Source organism: Cohaesibacter marisflavi (genome assembly GCF_900115225.1).
Taxonomy (GTDB): Bacteria; Pseudomonadota; Alphaproteobacteria; order Rhizobiales; family Cohaesibacteraceae; genus Cohaesibacter; species Cohaesibacter marisflavi.
In genome coordinates, this window is sequence record NZ_FOVR01000002.1 from 356327 (window position 1) to 373825 (window position 17499).

Genomic DNA, 17499 nt, shown 5'->3' on the forward strand with positions numbered 1-17499 from the left:
GTGGTTGATTTCGTTGTGGCTCAAATATCTCATTTTCTGTTCCTATCTTGGCAGGAGTTAAGAAATGTACATTCCTTTATTGAGTGTTATATTAGCATATATATTCCTGCTCATGAAGCATTTCCAGAGCCAGTCCCCCTCCTCGAACGCAGGAAAGAAGAAATGATGCACCAAAGCTTCGTATTTTCCCTCTGTTGGAGAGAAAAATCCATTTTTTGAAAAATGAAGGAACATGTTGTTCGATAATTTTAAGAACGGTTGTGGATTGTTCTCAATTGCGCGGAATTTTCGGAAAATATATGAAAAGCAAATGCCTGCACCTTTGTAAAATAATTACAAAGGTGCATTGACACAAACGACGCAGGATATGCCCAATTTGTCTGGCTTAGCTACCCTGAGCTTTGGCACCCACCGTTATGGTTTGATCGGGCTCCGCTTTAGACAGCGTCTGCTCTTTGTTCAGTTGTTTGGAGATCTCGGACATGACGAGTTTGGCCCCGGTAAGGCTCACATGGTCATCATCAACATAAAGCGAATGGCCATTCTGTTCCTGAATACAAACGCCAGCGTCATTTCGACAAAAGACGTTCCGCACATCGACAATCGAGATATTCGGGCTCTCCTTGCGTGCCATGCGCAGCAATTCAAGCGCATTTTTTTCCCTGTCATCATACCAGGAGACGGGATAATTCAGCACGGATCGGTCGAGTAATAGCGCTCTTGGCACATCAACCCCGACTTCCGGCACAGGGCCAAACAGGGTCACGGGCCGGTAGTTGGCCACTTTGGCGAGGAATTTCGCTGAATAGGTCAGCAGGTCAGGTTGTGATGTGAGATCTGTTTTGGATGCTCCGGCAATGCGGGTATGGGAGAAGGGATGATCATCCATCAGACCGTCGGGCCGCTTGAACGCGCCCCCCTCAATGTGAGAAGCCCATCGCGCGGCCACATAGACCCCCTCAACATGCGGATCATGCGTGGCGAAGTCATAGGCGCTATCAAGAAAGGCCATACGGCTTTCACTATCCGGCATGCCTTCCCGATAGGTGCCCGCAATCGGGTAGAGAGTGTTTTTTGTAAAGGCAATCAGGCCATATCCCTCTTGCGCGAGGGTCTTTTTGAGTTCCACAAAGAAGGCCATGGCGTGGCTGTCGCCAACCAGCACATAGTATTTGTTGAAGTCCAAAGACGCCCGGCAATAGTCCATGCTCAGATTGGTCGCCTGATGGTGAAAGTGGCAGGCGTCATAAATACTGGCTGATGCGATCGTTGTGTCATTGTTCGCGTTGACTCCGTCATTGCGAATGTTCCAGACGCCCGAGACGATGAGCATGGCGGTCGTGGCCGCGCCCAGCGGAAAGACGGCTCTGCGAACAACAACCTTGCGGTTTCGAAATGGCTGCTCGATATAGCGCCAGCTAAGATAGGCCCAGATAAAGGTCGAGACGCACAGAAAAACAGACACCGTGCTGCTCAGCTCATGCAGACTGCGATAGCGGGCAAAAGCCAGTAGAGGCTGGTGAAACAGATAGGCGCTGTAGCTGATCAGGCCAATGCCGACCAGTATCCGGATGCGCAAAAGGCGATTGACCAGTGTTCCTCTGGTTGCAAAGAGAATGAGAAGAGCGGTACCAACCGTCGGCACCAGAGCTGGGAAACTCGGAATGGCTGTTTGTGGATCAAAAAACAGGATGGAGCCGACAACAGCCGCGAGCCCGATACCGCTCAACAGATTGCGCATCAGAAGGGGCTGAGTAATCTGCCTTTTCTCCATATGCAGCGCCATAAAGGCGGCAAAGACGCCAACCAACAGTTCCCAGGCGCGCGTCGGCATCAGGTAGAAGGCGGCGACAGGCTTGTTTATGACGCCCCAGTGAGCGATGCAGAGGCTGGCGACAAAGGCCAGAGCCAGCAATAACAAAGTGGCCTTTTTGCCAAAGCGCCATGCGATCATCAGGAAGAGCGGGAAGAAAATGTAGAATTGCTCTTCAACCGCGAGGCTCCATGTATGCAGCAGGGGGCGAAGCTCGGCTGCCGTATCGAAGTAGCCGGATTCCTGCCAAAACAGGATGTTGGAACAAAATGTTGCCACTGCAACGAGGCTGCGGGAAAAGCCTTCCATATGGATCGGGCTCATCAAATACCACGCAGCCATAAAGCTGAGTGCAAGCGTGACAAACAGGGCAGGCAGAATGCGCCGGATGCGCCTCTCATAAAAGGTGATGATGCTGAAATTGCCGCTCTCCAGATCACTGATCAGGATTCGCGTGATGAGGAAGCCACTGATGACAAAAAAGAGATCGACGCCCAGAAAGCCCCCTTTCAGAAACCCTAGGCCTGAATGGAAGACGACAACGGACAGAACAGCTATGGCCCGGATGCCGTCGATTTCTGGTCGATATTGCATCTTGCTCATGGGACGGCCTTTAAAAAATACAGACTGAAATATGACTGGGACTTTCAAATTATAAGTATATTTACCCTTTTTCCGAGGCTCCTACAAACTGAATTGAATTTTATGATTAATTTACCAAGCTTCTGCTGAGCCTGCTTTTGCACAATTTAAGGCGAAGAGGCAGCCATTTTTCGTTCTTGCCGCGCAATCGAGTCCTCACCTTTTCCGATCACAGCAGGATAGGGAGTCTGCTTGACGCCTTCATCTCTCGCAAAGACAGGTTGGAGCGTATGCTCGCTACACCGGGTAGCTTGCGCAAGACGCTGTCGACAAAGGCGCTATAGTCGTCCAGATCCCTGGCAACAATAACCAGCAGAAAATCGTCATCGCCCGTCGTGTTGTGGCAGGAGAGGATATTCGGGCTATCCTCGATGATGCGCTGGAACTCGCGTGTTGCGTCCTGACTGTGGTCCGAACAGCGCAGTTGGACAAAGGCCATGACACCAAGCCCAATTTTCCGGCGATTGAGATTGGCCTGATAACTCTCTATCACACCGCTCTCTTCCAGCTTTTTAAGGCGCCGCCAACATGGTGTTTCGCTCATGTGCAGATGCTCTGCGAGTTTGGCGTTGGATAGACGCCCGTCGCTCTGAAGCTGTTCGAGAATTTCTACATTCACCTTGTCCATATCGATCATGAGCAGACTCTTTTACTAATGTCGGTCTTTGTGGGGGATTCTGCTCTGATATTCGCGGGAGAAAACAAGAATGGCAAGGCTCTTGCGCAAAAAATGCGTAAAGTGACAGAAAGATACTTTACTGCAGAGGATGTTCGGCGATGAAAGCTGTGCTGTATGAGCAATTTTGTGAAACCCCGAAAATCGTGACCCTGACCGACCCGACCCCGGAGCCTCATGGCATTGTCATCAAGGTGGAAGCAACCGGCGTCTGCCGCAGCGATTGGCATGGCTGGATGGGGCATGATCCGGATATCGAGCTGCCCCATGTGCCCGGACATGAATTGGCTGGCGTTGTCGCCGCCGTTGGCAAGGATGTGCGCAACTGGAAGATTGGTGATCGGGTGACGGTGCCCTTCATTTGCGGCTGTGGTGCCTGTCCGGACTGTCACTCCGGCAACCAGCAGGTCTGCAGCCATCAGGAGCAGCCCGGCTTTACCCATTGGGGCTCCTTTGCCGAATATGTCGCCATTCATCAGGCCGACCTCAATGTCATCGCTCTGCCCGAAGACATGAGTTTTGCCACTGCAGCCAGCCTTGGCTGCCGCTTTGCCACATCCTTCCGCGCAGTCGTGGATCAGGGCAAAACATCGGCAGGCCAGTGGCTCGCCGTGCATGGTTGCGGCGGGGTGGGTCTGTCTGCGGTAATGATCGCCAACGCCGTAGGCGCCAATGTCATTGCGGTCGATATCGATGACAAGAAGCTGGCTTTGGCAAAAGAAATGGGGGCGGTTGCTGCCATCAACAGCACTTCAGTGGCTGATGTTACCGAGGCGGTCATGGATATTTCAAAGGGGGGTGTTCATGTCTCCCTTGATGCGCTGGGAAATCCGGTGACATGCTTCAACTCGATCCAGAATTTGCGGCGGCGCGGCAAGCATGTGCAAGTTGGCCTGATGCTGGCAGATCATGCCACCCCGTCGGTTCCTATGGCCAAGATCATTGGTCAGGAGCTTGAGATTCTGGGCTCTCACGGCATGCAGGCCCATCGCTATGATGCGATGCTGGCCATGGTTCAATCAGGCAAGCTCGATCCGGCTCGTCTGGTCGGAAAGGAGATCAGCCTTGCCGAAGCACCCGAGGCGCTCACAACCATGGACAGCTTCCAATCAATCGGAGCCACGGTGGTTACCCGCTTCTGAGTGGGATAGGGAGGGTGGCCTTTTAAAAGGGGCCGCCCTGTAAACCATCTGTGCCTGATGACCGGCCAAGGGGCCACAAGAGCCTAATGGGAATGGGCATCCTCAAGCTCTGCAAACCATGTGTGCAGATAGATGCGCTCAAGCCCCATCAAGAGGACGGCACTGCCAATGCCTGTGGCCACAATGATCGGATCTGACTGAAGTTTCATCGCGATAAATGCAATCAGAACCACCGCGTCCGCCACCAGAGCAGATATCAGGATCGCTGGCTTGGCGCCTGTCTTCTCACGGCGATAGCGGAACACGCCCCAGTGGATGATCATGTCCATGATGAGATAGAAATACACGCCCAGCGAAGCGATCCGGCTCAGATCGAAAAAGACAGCCAATATGGCAGCGATGACCACAGTATAGACGAGGGTATGCTTCTGGATCGGGCCGGGCATTCCGAAATGGCCATGCGGGATCAGTTTCATTTCGGTGAGCATCGCAAGCATGCGGGACACTGCAAAGACACTGGCAAGAACGGCTGACGCGGTGGCAACGACGGCGAGGACGACTGTCAGCATGAAGCCGATCTGACCAAGCGCCGGTTGGGCCGCCTTGGCGAGAGAATAGTCTCGGGCTCTGATGATTTCGTCAATTGAAAGGCTTGATCCGACACCGAAGGCAACAAGCAGATAAATCGCTACACAAAGCATGATGGCAATGGCCCGGCCGACATTGCGATGCGGCTTTGTGATTTCTGCGCCGCTATTGGTGATGGTTGTAAAGCCCTTGAAGGACAAAATCGCGAGCGCCACAGAGGCAATCGAGCCCGTATAGCCGAAATCCTTGTTTCCCTGCAGCGCTTCTGAAAAGGAAAATCCGCTCGACCAAAGAGCTAAGATACCAAACAGGGCGATGCCGCCAATTTTCAAAACCGCCATGGCAATGGAGAACATGCCGATCGAGCGGTTGCCAGCTATATTGACGAGAAATGCAAACAGGATGCCCCCAACCGCCAGAACAGGCACGAGTGGGCCGCTCGTAATATCAGATGGTTGAAGCAGATAAGTCGCGACGGTTCGGGTAACGAGGCTCTCGGCAATAACCATACTGAGCGCCATCAGCAGGGCAGCCCCACCCGTGATGGCTCCCGGTCCATAGCATTTGCTCAGGATCATCGCGATGCCGCCCGAGGAGGGCCAAGTGTTGGACATCTTTACATAGGAGTGCGCACTTAATCCCGTAATGATGGCCCCTGCAATGAAAGCCAAGGGGAAGAGGGGCCCGGCCAGTTCTGCGATCTGACCGGTGAGGGCGAAAATACCTGCCCCGATCATGACGCCGGTTCCCATGGCAACTGCCCCGCTGAGCGATATGGATGCCTCTTCGTAGGTGCTGTCCCGCTCGTTTCCCCTTATCGATCATTCCCTTTTTTGAACATGGCTTTAATATTTCTATGGCGGGGCGGATGAAAGGTTCCAACTATGCTGTCAAGGAATGGTTTGAGCGTGTGGGATCAATGCCCCGATTTGCTCTGGTCGGATGTTTGTGTCTTGGCGTGGTCGCAGTGATCGCCCATGAAGCGGTGCATGACAAAATGCATCACGAGGCACCCGATAATGGGCAACAAGGTAAGCAGGCGATTGCTTGAGGATGGATCATGACCGGATTCCATGAATATCGATGCCGCCGAGGCGACCATCAGCGTGCAGCAGATGGCCATCATCCATCCATGGCCCGTTTTGGGCATCAGGCGTGTCAGAAGAGATCGGGATACTGTGTTACGGGCATTCGCAGTCATTACATTCACCTGTCGCGGGCGGCTCTAGGGTCGGCCAGCCTGCAAAATCGTGGATTCAAAGAAAGGGAGATCACAAAGGCAGCACTCACGCCAGCCATTGCAAACAAGAGGCCGCATAGTCACAGCGACCTCTCTTTTTCCTATGGAAGCTAAGGCTTAATTCGATGCCTGCGCTTCTTCTGTCAGAATGAGAGCCCAGCCATCGCTGAACTTGGAAACGGTCACTCTGTCATCCGGGCTGAGGCATGGATTGACACTCATGCGGTGATTATCGATTCCGGTCAGGATACTGCCGTTAGACAGCTGGATTTCGTTGCGGCAATGGTTGATGCCCTCTTCATCAGGAGCACAATCGCTGTCGCTTAGCACAGTGCCGACGACTGATTTCCCGGCTTGAGGCATGGCACCTTTCTGCACTTGCAGCAGATACCGTCCACCAGCGCCATTTTCCACCCAGGAAGAAATGCCCGCACCGGCAGGGATCTCGGGTTGTGCACTCATGGCAACCGGAGCGCTTACAAGAAAGGCAGCAACGCCAAGCCCGGCAATCGTTGAGAGCGATGCTTTACCGTTCAGTTTCAACATGATGTTCGTTCCTTCTCTCTTGCCTTTCAGTTGGCATCGCTAGACATGGGCATTCCATCACCATGATGGTTTGCCAATTCCGAGGCTTCGAGTTTGCCGTCCTTGTTCTTGTCCATATAGGTAAACATGCGTTCATGCATGCTCTGGAACTCTTCCAGAGACAGAGATCCGTCTCCGTCTGTGTCAAGCATGACGATCATCATGTCGGGATGCATCATCATGCCTCTTCCCATCATTCCGCCAGACGTCATGGCACCAGACATCATGCCCTCTGACATCATGGAGCCTTGGGCTGGTGCTGGATCACCCGTGTGATGGGCAGGGTTGGCAAAGGCCATGCTCGTGCTGACGGTAAGAGCGGCAGCAGCCGCAGAAGCGAACAGAAAATTACGCATGGATCATCTCCGTTAAATGCGTTGTCTTGAACTAGCCGGCTGGAATGCGTCTGTTTTGGGCAGAAGACAGCAACCGGTTTCTATCGGTCGCCATAAGGAGCAACCGCTATTTGAGAAGAAGTGCCTGCACGGAGCCTTTCGGTGAACGCACCTGTAGCGTCAGCCAAAGCTCGGCAAGGCGGTATCAAGACAAGACAATCGGAGGAGGAGTATCTGGCGGTGTGCGCGAACCGTAAAGCCCAGAGAACGCAACCGGATAGGGGATTGTGGGCGCAACGGGGTCCAGAACGCTGATTGCATTTTTTAAAAGCAGGAAGGAACAGACACCATCTGAAGCGCATGATTGATGCAGCATACCCTTTCCACATCCGGGAATCTGGGCCACCACGGCGCCAAGCTCAACGGCGGCTTCACTGCAGGAAACCGGCTGCAAATGCTCAAACGCAGCTGTTTGTCCTGCTCCGGCAAAAAGCCCGACCAGCAAGAGCACAGCAGCAAGGATGCTTTGCATTTGGCGATACATATCAAGAGGTTCGCTTCAGTGTTAAATTCGCGGTCCGGGCAAATCCCGGTCTGTTCACTTTCCTTATAAAGTTTCCCCTAGGGGGAAGGTCAAGGCAAAAATCACCATGTGATTTCAAGACAGGTGATATCCCAGACTTCAGGCGCGTGCAGCCATGACGAGGGCGCGCGCAGCCCGGCCAGCTTCCTCGATATAGGCCGGATCTTTGTGGATCAGCATGATGGAAAAGGCCCCTTCGAGCAAAAGGACAATCTGACGTGCGATCGCTGCTGGCGCAGGCGTCTGTGCGTCAGCAAGTTGGCCGGCCAGCCAGACTTCGAACTTTTTCTTGTGGGCCGCTCCCACCTTCATAGCCGGATGACCGGGAAGATTTGCCAACTCGGCTGCCGTGCGCAGGAAACCGCATCCCCTCCATTTCGGATGTCGGGCTGATTGGGCAAGCTGGAGGAAAATCGCCTCCACCTTGTCGCCGGCTTCTCCGCTCGCAGCCTTGTACCACGCCTCGTAAAGCGCAAGATTGGGCTGATCACGCGACGTGAGATAGGCCGTGATCAGGTCATCCTTGCTCTTGAAATGGTAGTAGAGTGTTTTCTTGGTGGTGCCAGCCTTTTCCGCGACAGCATCAACGCTGACGGCACGAATACCTTCCTGATAGAAAAGACGGTTTGCAGCATCGATTATGCGTTCACGGGCAGGTTTTGCAGGGGAAGGCATCCGGTCGACCTCTCTCTGGAAATACGCATGTATACTGACTAGTGAGTTTGCCTGAAGAATGTCCTCCGTTAGCCTGTCTGTCAACATCGAGAGGAGAGACATCATGCAAGCCGAACCCACCATACTCTTTGAGCAAAGAGACGCCGTTGCCCTGCTTACGCTCAATCGCCCTGAAAAACTGAATGCGCTTAATTATGCGACAAATGACCGTCTGATGGTTCTTCTGGATCAAATAGAAGCGGATAGCTCTATCGGTGCGGTTATCCTGACCGGAGCTGGTGAGCGGGCCTTTTCCGCTGGAGGGGATATCCATGAATTCACCCAAAGCATCCGGTCCGGTGTCGAGGAAGCGGTACGCGAATTTTGCCGCCGAGGTCAGGCCATGACGGCCCGTCTGGAGGCCTTTCCAAAACCTGTGATCGTGGCGGTCAATGGCATTGCCTTTGGTGGGGGCTGCGAAATCACGGAAGCGGCTCATCTTGCAGTCGCATCCGCACAGGCGCTTTTTGCCAAGCCTGAAATCAACATCGGCATCCCTCCCACGTTCGGGGGCACGCAGCGTTTGCCCCGTCTCGCCGGACGCAAACGGGCGCTTGAACTGTTGCTGACTGGCGACGCTTTCACCCCTGATCAGGCCTTGGCGTTAGGGCTCGTGAACAAGGTTGTTTCGCATGAAGCGCTTCTCCCTACCGCGTTTGATCTTGCAAACCGGATCTTGCGTCATTCTCCGCTCGCCGCATCACGCATCATTGCAGCGGTTACCAGAGGGCTAAACGCAGCGATTGATGAAGGGCTGCAGATAGAACGGGAGCAATTTGCGCGAATGTGCACCACAAAGGATGTGCTGGAAGGACTGGATGCGTGGATTGAGCGGCGCACTCCACACTATGCAGGAGAATAGGGAGCGATTTGATTGAAGCCCACTGGCGCTGTGAGCTCATGCCCGTAGTGCAACCACAGGAAAAAGGAGAGCAAGGGAGGACTAGAGCTGAAGCGCATCCTTTAGAGACAGGGAAGATTGCGGGCGCAGGTCGAGATCTGCCTCGATATGGTTGATATGGTGCAACATCATCTTGGTTGCCTGATCGAGATTGCCAGCTTCCAGCGCTTCCAGAATGCCGAAATGATCATCGCTGCCACAGCTGGATGTACCGGTCTTGCCATAAAGCGCGATGACGAGGGAGGAGCGTCCGATTAGCTCTTCCATGAATTTCTTGAGAATGGCATTGCCCGCTACTTCGGCAAGCATCAGGTGGAAATCGCCCGACACCTTGATTTCCTCGCGTCGGGCTTTGGCTCCGTGATCTTCCTTCAGGAGCGCCTCTTTCTTCAACTGTTCGCGAAAGGCGGCAAAATCCTCCGCAGACATATTCTCGGCGGCCGATTGCAGAATGCCGGTCTCGATCAGACGGCGCGATGTGAAGATCTGGCGCGCTTCCTCCGGGGAAGGGTTGGACACAAAGGCCCCCTTGTTGCGTTCGCTGGTTACAAGCCCCTCGAATGCGAGCATCTGAAGGGCTGAGCGGGCAATCGTTCGGCTCACACTATAAAGGGAGCCCACTTCTGCTTCGGAAAGCTTGGCCCCGGGAGAAAGCCGTCTGTCGACGATGGCATCGCGCAACGTGTCCCGAATGGCTTTGGCGCGGTCCTCATGGCTGGCATCGCTGTCTGTCTGTCTGGGCGTCTTCATGATCTCGTTCAATTCTGAAAAGTCTGCTGGTGCCTTTAAAGGCATGGCCGTGGCGGGTTAAAAGGCCTGACATGGCGATACCATCTCTTTGCCAAATAGCCAACCAATAACATTGTATACAATAACACATTTGATTGAATACAATAGCCTGTTATTTGTGCATTCAAATGAGTAATATTTATGCATGCGTTATATGCATAGGCAGTCAAAAATGCAGGCAGAAAATCGGCCATGAGGAAAAAGCCTTATGATTCCGACTTGTTAGCCAGAAAAGGCAGTTTGGCACGGCATTTGCTCTTCCTTGTTGTGTGCTTAACGAGGAGTGACCATGACAAGTGCTGCTGAAATCGAACTGGCGTCTGTGACAAAGTATTATGGCACGACCGCTGCAGTGGACCGGATCAGTCTCAAGATTGCGGCGGGATCCTATTCTTGTCTGCTGGGCCCCTCCGGCTGTGGCAAGTCGACCACCTTGCGCATGATCGCAGGGCATGAAGCCATCAGCGACGGTGACGTGGTGTTCGCCAACAAGGTCGTAAACGACCTGCCTCCGGCAAAGCGCGGCACGGCGATGATGTTCCAGTCCTACGCGCTGTTTCCCCATCTCGATCTGGTTGACAACGTCGCCTTTAGCCTCAAGATGAAGGGCGTCGAGAAGGAAAAACGCCGGGCCGAAGCCCGCGAGATGCTCGAACGCATGCAGCTGGAAGCCTATGCAGATCGCAGACCGGCGCAGCTATCCGGTGGCCAGCAACAGCGCGTCGCGCTTGCCCGTGCCCTGATAACGAAGCCTCAGGCCCTGTTGCTTGATGAGCCTCTTTCTGCGCTTGACCCCTTCCTCAAGATCCAGATGCGCGCCGAGTTGAAAAGCCTGCAGGCCTCCCTTGGCATGACCTTCGTTCATGTGACCCATTCCCAGGAAGAAGCAATGGCGCTGGCGGACCTGATTGTTGTGATGAATGACGGGCGGATCGAACAGGCGGCTTCGCCTCGTGAGATTTTTGAGAAACCGGCCACGCCCTTCGTGGCGCGCTTCATGGGCAATCACAATGTGATCACCGGTCGTCTCATCAACCATGACGGCGATCGCATCACCATCGAGACCGCAGGCGGAAGTCATTTCATCGGTCTCGGCGCGCACGGCGCATCCCAGGAAACAGCATCCATCGCCATCCGGACCGACCATGTGCGATTGGCGGATGAAGAAACACCCGGCTTCGGATTTTCCGGCTTTGTGACCAATGTCGAAGACCTTGGCGCAATGGTCAAACTTTCGGTGCAAGGCGCCGGAATCGAGACCTTCACCATCGTCCTCAGGGACGCAGACTATTTCGCAAAACCGGTCAAGACCGGCGATGCGGTTCATCTTTCGTGGGCGGAAACAGAGACAGTCGTCCTCGGCGAAGTCAAAGCATCTAAATAATCACCATAGCAATCACGAAAACAATCACCTCACAGGGATCTATACGGGAGAACATCATGTCTGAGAAAAGCAAAAAACCATCCGGCATCAGCCGTCGAAGCCTTCTTAAAACCGGAGCCGCGGCTGCTGGTGCTGCCATCGGTTCGGGTGCCATCACCGGCTTCCCAACCATCTGGGCGCAAAATCCGATCACCCTGCGCCAGATCGGCACCGGCGTGTCCAACATCAACGCCATCGCCCAGAAATGTAAGGAAGATCTCGGTATTACGCTGGAAATGACGGCTCTGGATTCCGATTCTGCCGCCCAACGCGCAGTGACCCAGCCCAATTCCTATGATATCGCCGATATCGAATACTGGATTTTGAAGAAAGTCTTCCCGGCGGGTGTGATCCAGCCGATGGATACCAACAAGCTTACCTACTATGATCAGATCGTACCGCTTTTCAAAACCGGTAAATTGACCCCGGACAGCGAAATCGCACAGGGCACCGCGCCTCACACGGTCGGCTTCGTGGAAGGCCCCGATTCCAAGACTTTCGCAAGCGGCGAGACCGAATGGTTCACGATGGTTCCCACCATCTATAACGCCGACACGCTGGGCATTCGCCCGGATCTGGTCGGTCGCGACATCACCACCTGGGCTGACATTCTCGATCCGGCCTTCAAGGGTAAGACCTCTATTCTGAATATTCCATCCATCGGCATCATGGATGCTGCCATGATCATGGAAGCAGCCGGCGAAATCACCTATGCCGACAAGGGCAACATGACCAAGGAAGAAATCGACAAGACTATCGATTTCATGATCAAGGTGAAGCAGGATGGTCAGTTCCGCGCCTTCTGGAAGTCCTTCGATGAATCCGTCAACCTGATGGCGTCCGGCGAAGTGGTCATCCAGTCCATGTGGTCACCAGCGGTTGCCGCTGTTCGGTCCAAGGGCATTCCGTGCGTCTATCAACCACTCAAGGAAGGGTACCGCTCATGGGGTGGTGGTCTGGGGCTTGCCGCACACCTCTCCGGTGCCGAGCTTGATGCTGCCTATGAATATATCAACTGGTACACATCCGGCTGGGTCGGCGGCTATCTCAACCGTCAGGGCTATTATTCCGCTTGTATGGAAACGGCCAAGAAATTCATGTCTGATGACGAATGGGGCTACTGGATTGAAGGCAAGCCAGCCCAGAAAGACATCCTCTCGCCAGAGGGCAAGATCATGGAAAAAGCCGGTGCTGTGCGCGATGGCGGTTCATTCGAAGAACGCATGGGCAGTGTTGCCTGCTGGAACTCCGTGATGGATGAAGATCGCTACATGGTGCGTCGCTGGAATGAGTTTATCGCATCCTGATAAGCGGAATTGCCGGCCGAAAATCCCTCAACGGCCCAATAGGCCTCTTCCCGGTTTCGCACCGGGGGGAGGTTGAATAGATATCTTGAAGCAGCAACAGGAAGCAGGCAAAGATGAGTGACGCTGAAGCCAACGCACCAAAAGCCATTTCTCCGGTTCGATCGTTTTCGATCGCATCACTGTCTGCCTATCTGCAGGCGCTTCCCCTGGCGCTCATTCTGGGCGCCTTTCTCCTGTTACCGATCATCATGATCGCGGTGGTGAGCTTCTGGGATTATGACTTTGCTCGCATGTATCCCGATTTTGTCACCTTCAACTATGGCGAAACGCTTGGCTCCTGGGTGACCTGGAAGACATATCTCAACACCCTCAGATATGCCGCGATGGTCTGGGCAGTCACTCTGGTCATTGGTTTCTGGGTGGCCTATTTTCTGGCTTTCCATGTAAAGACAGCTACGATACAGACCGTGTTGTTTCTGATCTGCACGGTGCCATTTCTCACGTCCAACATCATACGCATGATTTCATGGATACCGGTTCTGGGACGCAATGGGCTGATTAACACGGCACTCGTTGATCTCGGCCTGATACCGGCCCCCATCGAGTGGCTGCTTTATTCCGATTTCGCGGTTGTTCTGGCCATGGTTCACCTCTACAGCCTGTTCATGGTGGTTCCGATCTTCAATACCATGATGCGCATTGATCGCTCCTTGGTAGAAGCGGCCCGAGACGCTGGCGCGTCGGGCTGGCAAATTCTGACCAATGTCATCATTCCGTTGGCAAAACCCGGCATGGCCATCGGTACGATTTTTGTCGTTACCCTTGTCATGGCCGATTTCATCACGGTGCAGGTGATGTCCGGTGGCCAGAGCGCCTCGGTAGCCTTGATGATGAAAAACGAGATGTCCCTGCTGCAATATCCCGCCGCCGCCGCCAATGCCGTCATTCTCTTGACGCTGGTGCTGATCATGGTCGCAGGTATCCTGCGCGTCGTCGACATTCGCAAGGAGCTCTGAGATGGTTAGCGAAAAACGCGGTCGTGAATTCTATATCCTTCTGGCATTCTTCTGTCTGTTCGTCTTGTTCCTCTATGGTCCCCTGTCGGCAGTGTTCATCCTGTCTTTTCAGGGGCCGAATGGCGGCCTGACCTTTCCGCTTAACGGTGTGTCGCTGCACTGGTTCTTCAATCTGTTCGAAACACAGGCTGTGGGGGATTTCGGTGGCTCCTTTGCGCGTTCCTTCACGCTCGGGCTGATGGTGATGGTGGTTACCGTTGTCGTCTCCCTGTTGGCGGGGCTTGCCTTCCGGCGCAAGTTCCGCGGTGCGACGGCGCTATTCTATCTGGCCATTGCCAGTCTGGTGGTTCCTTCCATCATCATCTCGCTCGGTATCGGGGTGTTGTTCCAGCAGTTCGGTTTCCAGCCTGCCTGGTATAGCTCGGGGTTTGGTGCGCATCTTACATGGACGTTGCCCTTCGGTGTGTTGATCATGTTTGCCGTTTTCAACCGCTTCTCTCCCGAATATGAAGAAGCCGCGCGGGATCTTGGTGCCACACCATGGCAAAGTTTCGTCCATGTGCTGCTGCCGATGATCGCGCCCAGCCTGATCGGCGTCGGCCTGTTCGGCTTCACGCTCTCCTATGACGAATTCGCTCGCACCTTGATGACGTCGGGCACCTACAACACGCTTCCCCTGGAAATTTTTGGCATGACCACAAACGTGACCACGCCGGTGCTTTATGCCCTTGGAACTGTGACAACCCTATTCTCGCTGCTGATCATCGCCTCGACGCTCGGCTTCATTTTCTACATGAACCGTCGCTCCAGACGGAAATGACGGAGGCCATATGAAACTGAGCGTTATCAACCCCAACACAACCCGCTCCATGACCGAAACAATAGCGTCAGCCGCCCGCGGTGTGGCAGCGGTTGGCACTGAAATTACGCCACAGACATCTGAAATGGGGCCGGTTTCGATCGAGGGTTATTATGATGAAGCGCTTGCCGTGCCGGGGCTGTTGCAGCAACTGTCCAGAGCCGAAGGGCAGGGGGCCGAGGCGGCCATTATCGCCTGTTTTGACGATACCGGTCTAGATGCCGCGCGGGCCATGGCGGGCATACCTGTTCTGGGTATCTGTCAGTCAGCTCTTGCGCTCGCCTCCTTCATTGCCCAACGCTATTCCATCATCACGACCATGGAACGCTCCCGCATTCCCATTGAGGATCTTGTGCGCCGTTACGGTCATGCAGAGCGCTGCAAGGCGCGCGCCGCAGACATTCCCGTACTCTCGCTGGAAGACCCCAATTCAAATGCCCGAGACAGATTGCGCAGCGAGATTGCCACCTCGATCCTTGAGGATCGGGCCGAAGCGATCATTCTGGGATGCGCAGGCATGGCCGAACTGGCCGCAAGCCTTCAGGCCGAGTTTGGATTGCCAGTCATCGATGGGGTTGCTGCCGCCGTCAAGCAGGCCGAAGCTCTGACGACCCTTGGGCTTGCAACGTCAAAAGGCGGTGTCTATGCCCCGCCTGTAGCAAAACCCTATCACGGCTTGCTGGAGCCTTTTGCCCCCGAACAGATCCAAAATGCCTGATTGGTGAACCCAATTGGGCAGGATCGTCAGGCCATATTGCTTCTGGCTGACAAGGATCTTGCCAGCACCGGCGCCGCAAAGGCAACCACCAGATAACGGCTGGTTTGCATTGCCAATACAAATGGCACATTGACATCGGTGGACGTGGCAATGATCGCGATGGCGTCAAGCCCTCCCGGACTTGTAGCCAACAGGGCGGTGAGCAGGTCTATCCCGGTTGCGACCGTAAGAATGGCGCCAACACCCGCACAAATGAAGATCAGCAGGATCACCGAGCCAAGCACTCTGGGAAAAGCCCGCGCGGCATGCTGGAGGGTTTCCGTTGAAAAGCGAAAACCGATACCCCATCCGATGATTGAGTAGCTAAGGGCAAGCACGGGCAAAGGGAGCGTAAGAGAGATCGGCAGGAAGAATTTGATGATGATCCCCACGACCATGGGCAGCAGAATGCCGCCTCCGGGCAAGTTGAACCTGACCCCGAGAGCCGAAGCGACATAGGCAAAGATGATTGCAGGGACGGCGGTCATCCAGCTTGCCAGCTCGGGAAACTCGAAGGCGGAGTGCATCGACGATGGCACACCCAGATACATCGCAACAAGGGAGGCCGAGGCGACACAGCCCAGCACGCGCATATATTGCATGAAGGCGACCAGCCGCATGTCGGCGCCATAGGATTCGCACATCAATGTCATCAGCGTGGCCCCACCCGGTGAAGAGCCCCAAATCGCAGTGGTTCCCGGCAGAAGACCCGAGCGAGCCAGAGACCAGCCCAGCAGGGAGGAGGCAATGAAGGTCGCCATGGTGCCGAACAGAAAAGCCGACCAGTCCATATAGATTTCGCTAAAGACGGTGAGCGGCAGATTGCTGGCGATCATGACACCAACGATCCCCTGAGCAAAAATAAAGAGTGGACGTGAGCTTTTGAGCGCATGCCCGTTCACCGCGAAAAGTATGGCAATGATCATTGGCCCCAAAAGAAGCCCGGCGGGCAGCCCGAGCCACTCTAGGCTGGCAGCGAGCCCGAAGGAAAGGATGACCAAAAGGGTCCATTTTGCAATCAGTTTCAATGAAATAGGCCTTTAACTTGTCCGCTTTGATCAAAAGGAATGCGATGCGGCAGCATTCACGCAATTGGAGGCTGGGGAGGGCGTGTACGCCGATTGAGAGGGCAAAACAACAGCCAGTAGCCTCTTTTAGCCCTTTTCGCATGCCTTTTAAAAAGGCTCGGCCAAACGGGCGACTGGTTCCTGCAATCTGCTTGAATATAATGAGACTTATTTCAAAAAGGCAAGAGCGGAACAGCTTTGAGGTGCGGACAAACAGATACAGCCCCAGCACAGTCAAGCACTGGGGCCGTATGATCGACGCGCCTTGAGGGGAACGCGAAAGGGACGGTCAAAGACCGGTTCAGGCGGTCAGAGCCAATGCTCCGCTTCCCAGAAGAACCTGAACAAACAGCGCGATGGTCCAGAAGGCAGGATATTCCCAACCGCCATTTTCATTCGTAAACCAAAAGCCGTTTTTGGCATGCGCCAGAATGGTGGCCCCCAAGAGTGTCGGGATGAGCAGAAGTGCGACAAGGCTCGTCTGGAAGCCCACGATCAGGGCAATGCCGCCAAGGGTTTCGGCTGCGATGGTCAAATAGGCAAACCAACCCGGCACACCAAGGGAAGCAAAGAACCCGGCGGCACCTTTGGGCGTGAAGATGAAGTATTTCAGATAGGCGTGAGCCAGGAAGAGGCCACCCAGGGAGACACGCAGCAGCAGGGCTGCAAGGGCGATCGCGGTTACAGAGCCAGCGCCAGCAAAGCTCAGGATATTGGAAGAAAGGTCGATCATAATTTTGTCCTCATCAATCAGGGCCGCAAGGTGCGGCGTTTCGTTAAGGCAAAGATAGATCAATTTGATTGAGTTATAAATGTTGAAAATAATGAATTACTATCAACAAAACATTCCTAATAATATGTCGTCAAAAAAGCCCGTCGAACACATCTACCGCAGCTTTAAAATGAGAAGTGCGCTGATATCGATCTGGTCGTAACGGACAGGGAAGGGACCTTTGATCGAAAGTTGAAAGGATTTCCACCGGCGAATAGCAAAATTCCGGTCAAAAATAGGCAAAAATACATAAAGTGATGCGGCTTTTTGTCAATGCGGTGCGACAAAAT

Annotated in this window: 18 protein-coding genes; 7 read left to right on the plus strand and 11 right to left on the minus strand. The window is 54.2% G+C overall.

What is annotated here, in order from left to right; translation table 11 throughout:
• Positions 1-385 precede the first annotated feature (385 nt).
• A complete protein-coding gene (locus tag BM258_RS05020) occupies positions 386-2416 on the minus strand; it encodes an acyltransferase family protein (RefSeq protein WP_090069607.1) in 2031 nt (676 codons plus the stop codon).
• Between the two features lie 208 nt (positions 2417-2624).
• Positions 2625-3092, minus strand: coding sequence for an Lrp/AsnC family transcriptional regulator (locus BM258_RS05025; RefSeq protein ID WP_090069609.1), 468 nt, complete (start codon positions 3090-3092; stop codon positions 2625-2627).
• A 140-nt stretch (positions 3093-3232) separates the two neighbouring features.
• Between BM258_RS05025 and BM258_RS05030 the strand changes: the two genes are divergently transcribed.
• Positions 3233-4273, plus strand: coding sequence for a zinc-dependent alcohol dehydrogenase family protein (locus BM258_RS05030; protein ID WP_090069612.1), 1041 nt, complete (start codon positions 3233-3235; stop codon positions 4271-4273).
• 83 nt (positions 4274-4356) lie between these two features.
• Here BM258_RS05030 and BM258_RS05035 read toward each other — a convergent pair whose 3' ends face one another.
• The 6 genes from BM258_RS05035 to BM258_RS05060 form a co-directional block, all read right to left on the minus strand.
• Positions 4357-5679, minus strand: coding sequence for an APC family permease (locus BM258_RS05035; RefSeq protein ID WP_090069614.1), 1323 nt, complete (start codon positions 5677-5679; stop codon positions 4357-4359).
• Between the two features lie 98 nt (positions 5680-5777).
• Positions 5778-6062 carry a hypothetical protein gene (locus BM258_RS05040; RefSeq protein ID WP_090069616.1) on the minus strand — a complete coding sequence of 95 codons (285 nt, stop codon included), beginning with the start codon at positions 6060-6062 and terminating at the stop codon, positions 5778-5780.
• Positions 6063-6218: 156 nt separating this feature from the next.
• Positions 6219-6647 carry a hypothetical protein gene (locus tag BM258_RS05045; protein ID WP_090069618.1) on the minus strand — a complete coding sequence of 143 codons (429 nt, stop codon included), beginning with the start codon at positions 6645-6647 and terminating at the stop codon, positions 6219-6221.
• A gap of 26 nt (positions 6648-6673) precedes the next feature.
• Positions 6674-7042 carry a penta-EF hand family protein gene (locus tag BM258_RS05050; RefSeq protein ID WP_090069620.1) on the minus strand — a complete coding sequence of 123 codons (369 nt, stop codon included), beginning with the start codon at positions 7040-7042 and terminating at the stop codon, positions 6674-6676.
• A 184-nt stretch (positions 7043-7226) separates the two neighbouring features.
• Positions 7227-7553, minus strand: coding sequence for a hypothetical protein (locus tag BM258_RS05055; RefSeq protein ID WP_210186661.1), 327 nt, complete (start codon positions 7551-7553; stop codon positions 7227-7229).
• Positions 7554-7703: 150 nt separating this feature from the next.
• Positions 7704-8279, minus strand: coding sequence for a TetR/AcrR family transcriptional regulator (locus BM258_RS05060; protein ID WP_090069624.1), 576 nt, complete (start codon positions 8277-8279; stop codon positions 7704-7706).
• Positions 8280-8382: 103 nt separating this feature from the next.
• Here BM258_RS05060 and BM258_RS05065 point away from each other — a divergent pair, with 103 nt between their 5' ends.
• Positions 8383-9180 (plus strand): crotonase/enoyl-CoA hydratase family protein, encoded by a 798-nt coding sequence (locus tag BM258_RS05065; RefSeq protein WP_090070379.1) that lies wholly within the window; start codon positions 8383-8385, stop codon positions 9178-9180.
• 81 nt (positions 9181-9261) lie between these two features.
• Here the strand turns inward: BM258_RS05065 and BM258_RS05070 are convergent, their stop codons facing one another.
• Complete coding sequence (locus BM258_RS05070; protein ID WP_090069626.1) at positions 9262-9969, minus strand: GntR family transcriptional regulator; 708 nt, start codon at positions 9967-9969, stop codon at positions 9262-9264.
• Positions 9970-10297: 328 nt separating this feature from the next.
• On the opposite strand from BM258_RS05070, the gene BM258_RS05075 reads away from it, so the two are divergent.
• From BM258_RS05075 to BM258_RS05095, 5 genes are all read left to right on the plus strand, one after another.
• Positions 10298-11392, plus strand: a complete 1095-nt coding sequence (locus BM258_RS05075; RefSeq protein WP_090069628.1) for an ABC transporter ATP-binding protein — start codon at positions 10298-10300, stop codon at positions 11390-11392.
• A 56-nt stretch (positions 11393-11448) separates the two neighbouring features.
• Positions 11449-12738, plus strand: a complete 1290-nt coding sequence (locus BM258_RS05080; RefSeq protein ID WP_090069630.1) for an ABC transporter substrate-binding protein — start codon at positions 11449-11451, stop codon at positions 12736-12738.
• Positions 12739-12851: 113 nt separating this feature from the next.
• Positions 12852-13754, plus strand: a complete 903-nt coding sequence (locus BM258_RS05085) for an ABC transporter permease (RefSeq protein ID WP_090069632.1) — start codon at positions 12852-12854, stop codon at positions 13752-13754.
• Position 13755: 1 nt separating this feature from the next.
• A complete protein-coding gene (locus tag BM258_RS05090) occupies positions 13756-14574 on the plus strand; it encodes an ABC transporter permease (RefSeq protein WP_090069634.1) in 819 nt (272 codons plus the stop codon).
• A 10-nt stretch (positions 14575-14584) separates the two neighbouring features.
• Positions 14585-15331, plus strand: coding sequence for an aspartate/glutamate racemase family protein (locus BM258_RS05095; protein WP_090069636.1), 747 nt, complete (start codon positions 14585-14587; stop codon positions 15329-15331).
• Between the two features lie 26 nt (positions 15332-15357).
• Here the strand turns inward: BM258_RS05095 and BM258_RS05100 are convergent, their stop codons facing one another.
• Both BM258_RS05100 and BM258_RS05105 read right to left on the minus strand, forming a co-directional pair.
• Positions 15358-16398, minus strand: coding sequence for an AbrB family transcriptional regulator (locus BM258_RS05100; protein WP_175527925.1), 1041 nt, complete (start codon positions 16396-16398; stop codon positions 15358-15360).
• A 340-nt stretch (positions 16399-16738) separates the two neighbouring features.
• Positions 16739-17170, minus strand: coding sequence for a DoxX family protein (locus tag BM258_RS05105; RefSeq protein ID WP_090070381.1), 432 nt, complete (start codon positions 17168-17170; stop codon positions 16739-16741).
• Positions 17171-17499 lie beyond the last annotated feature (329 nt).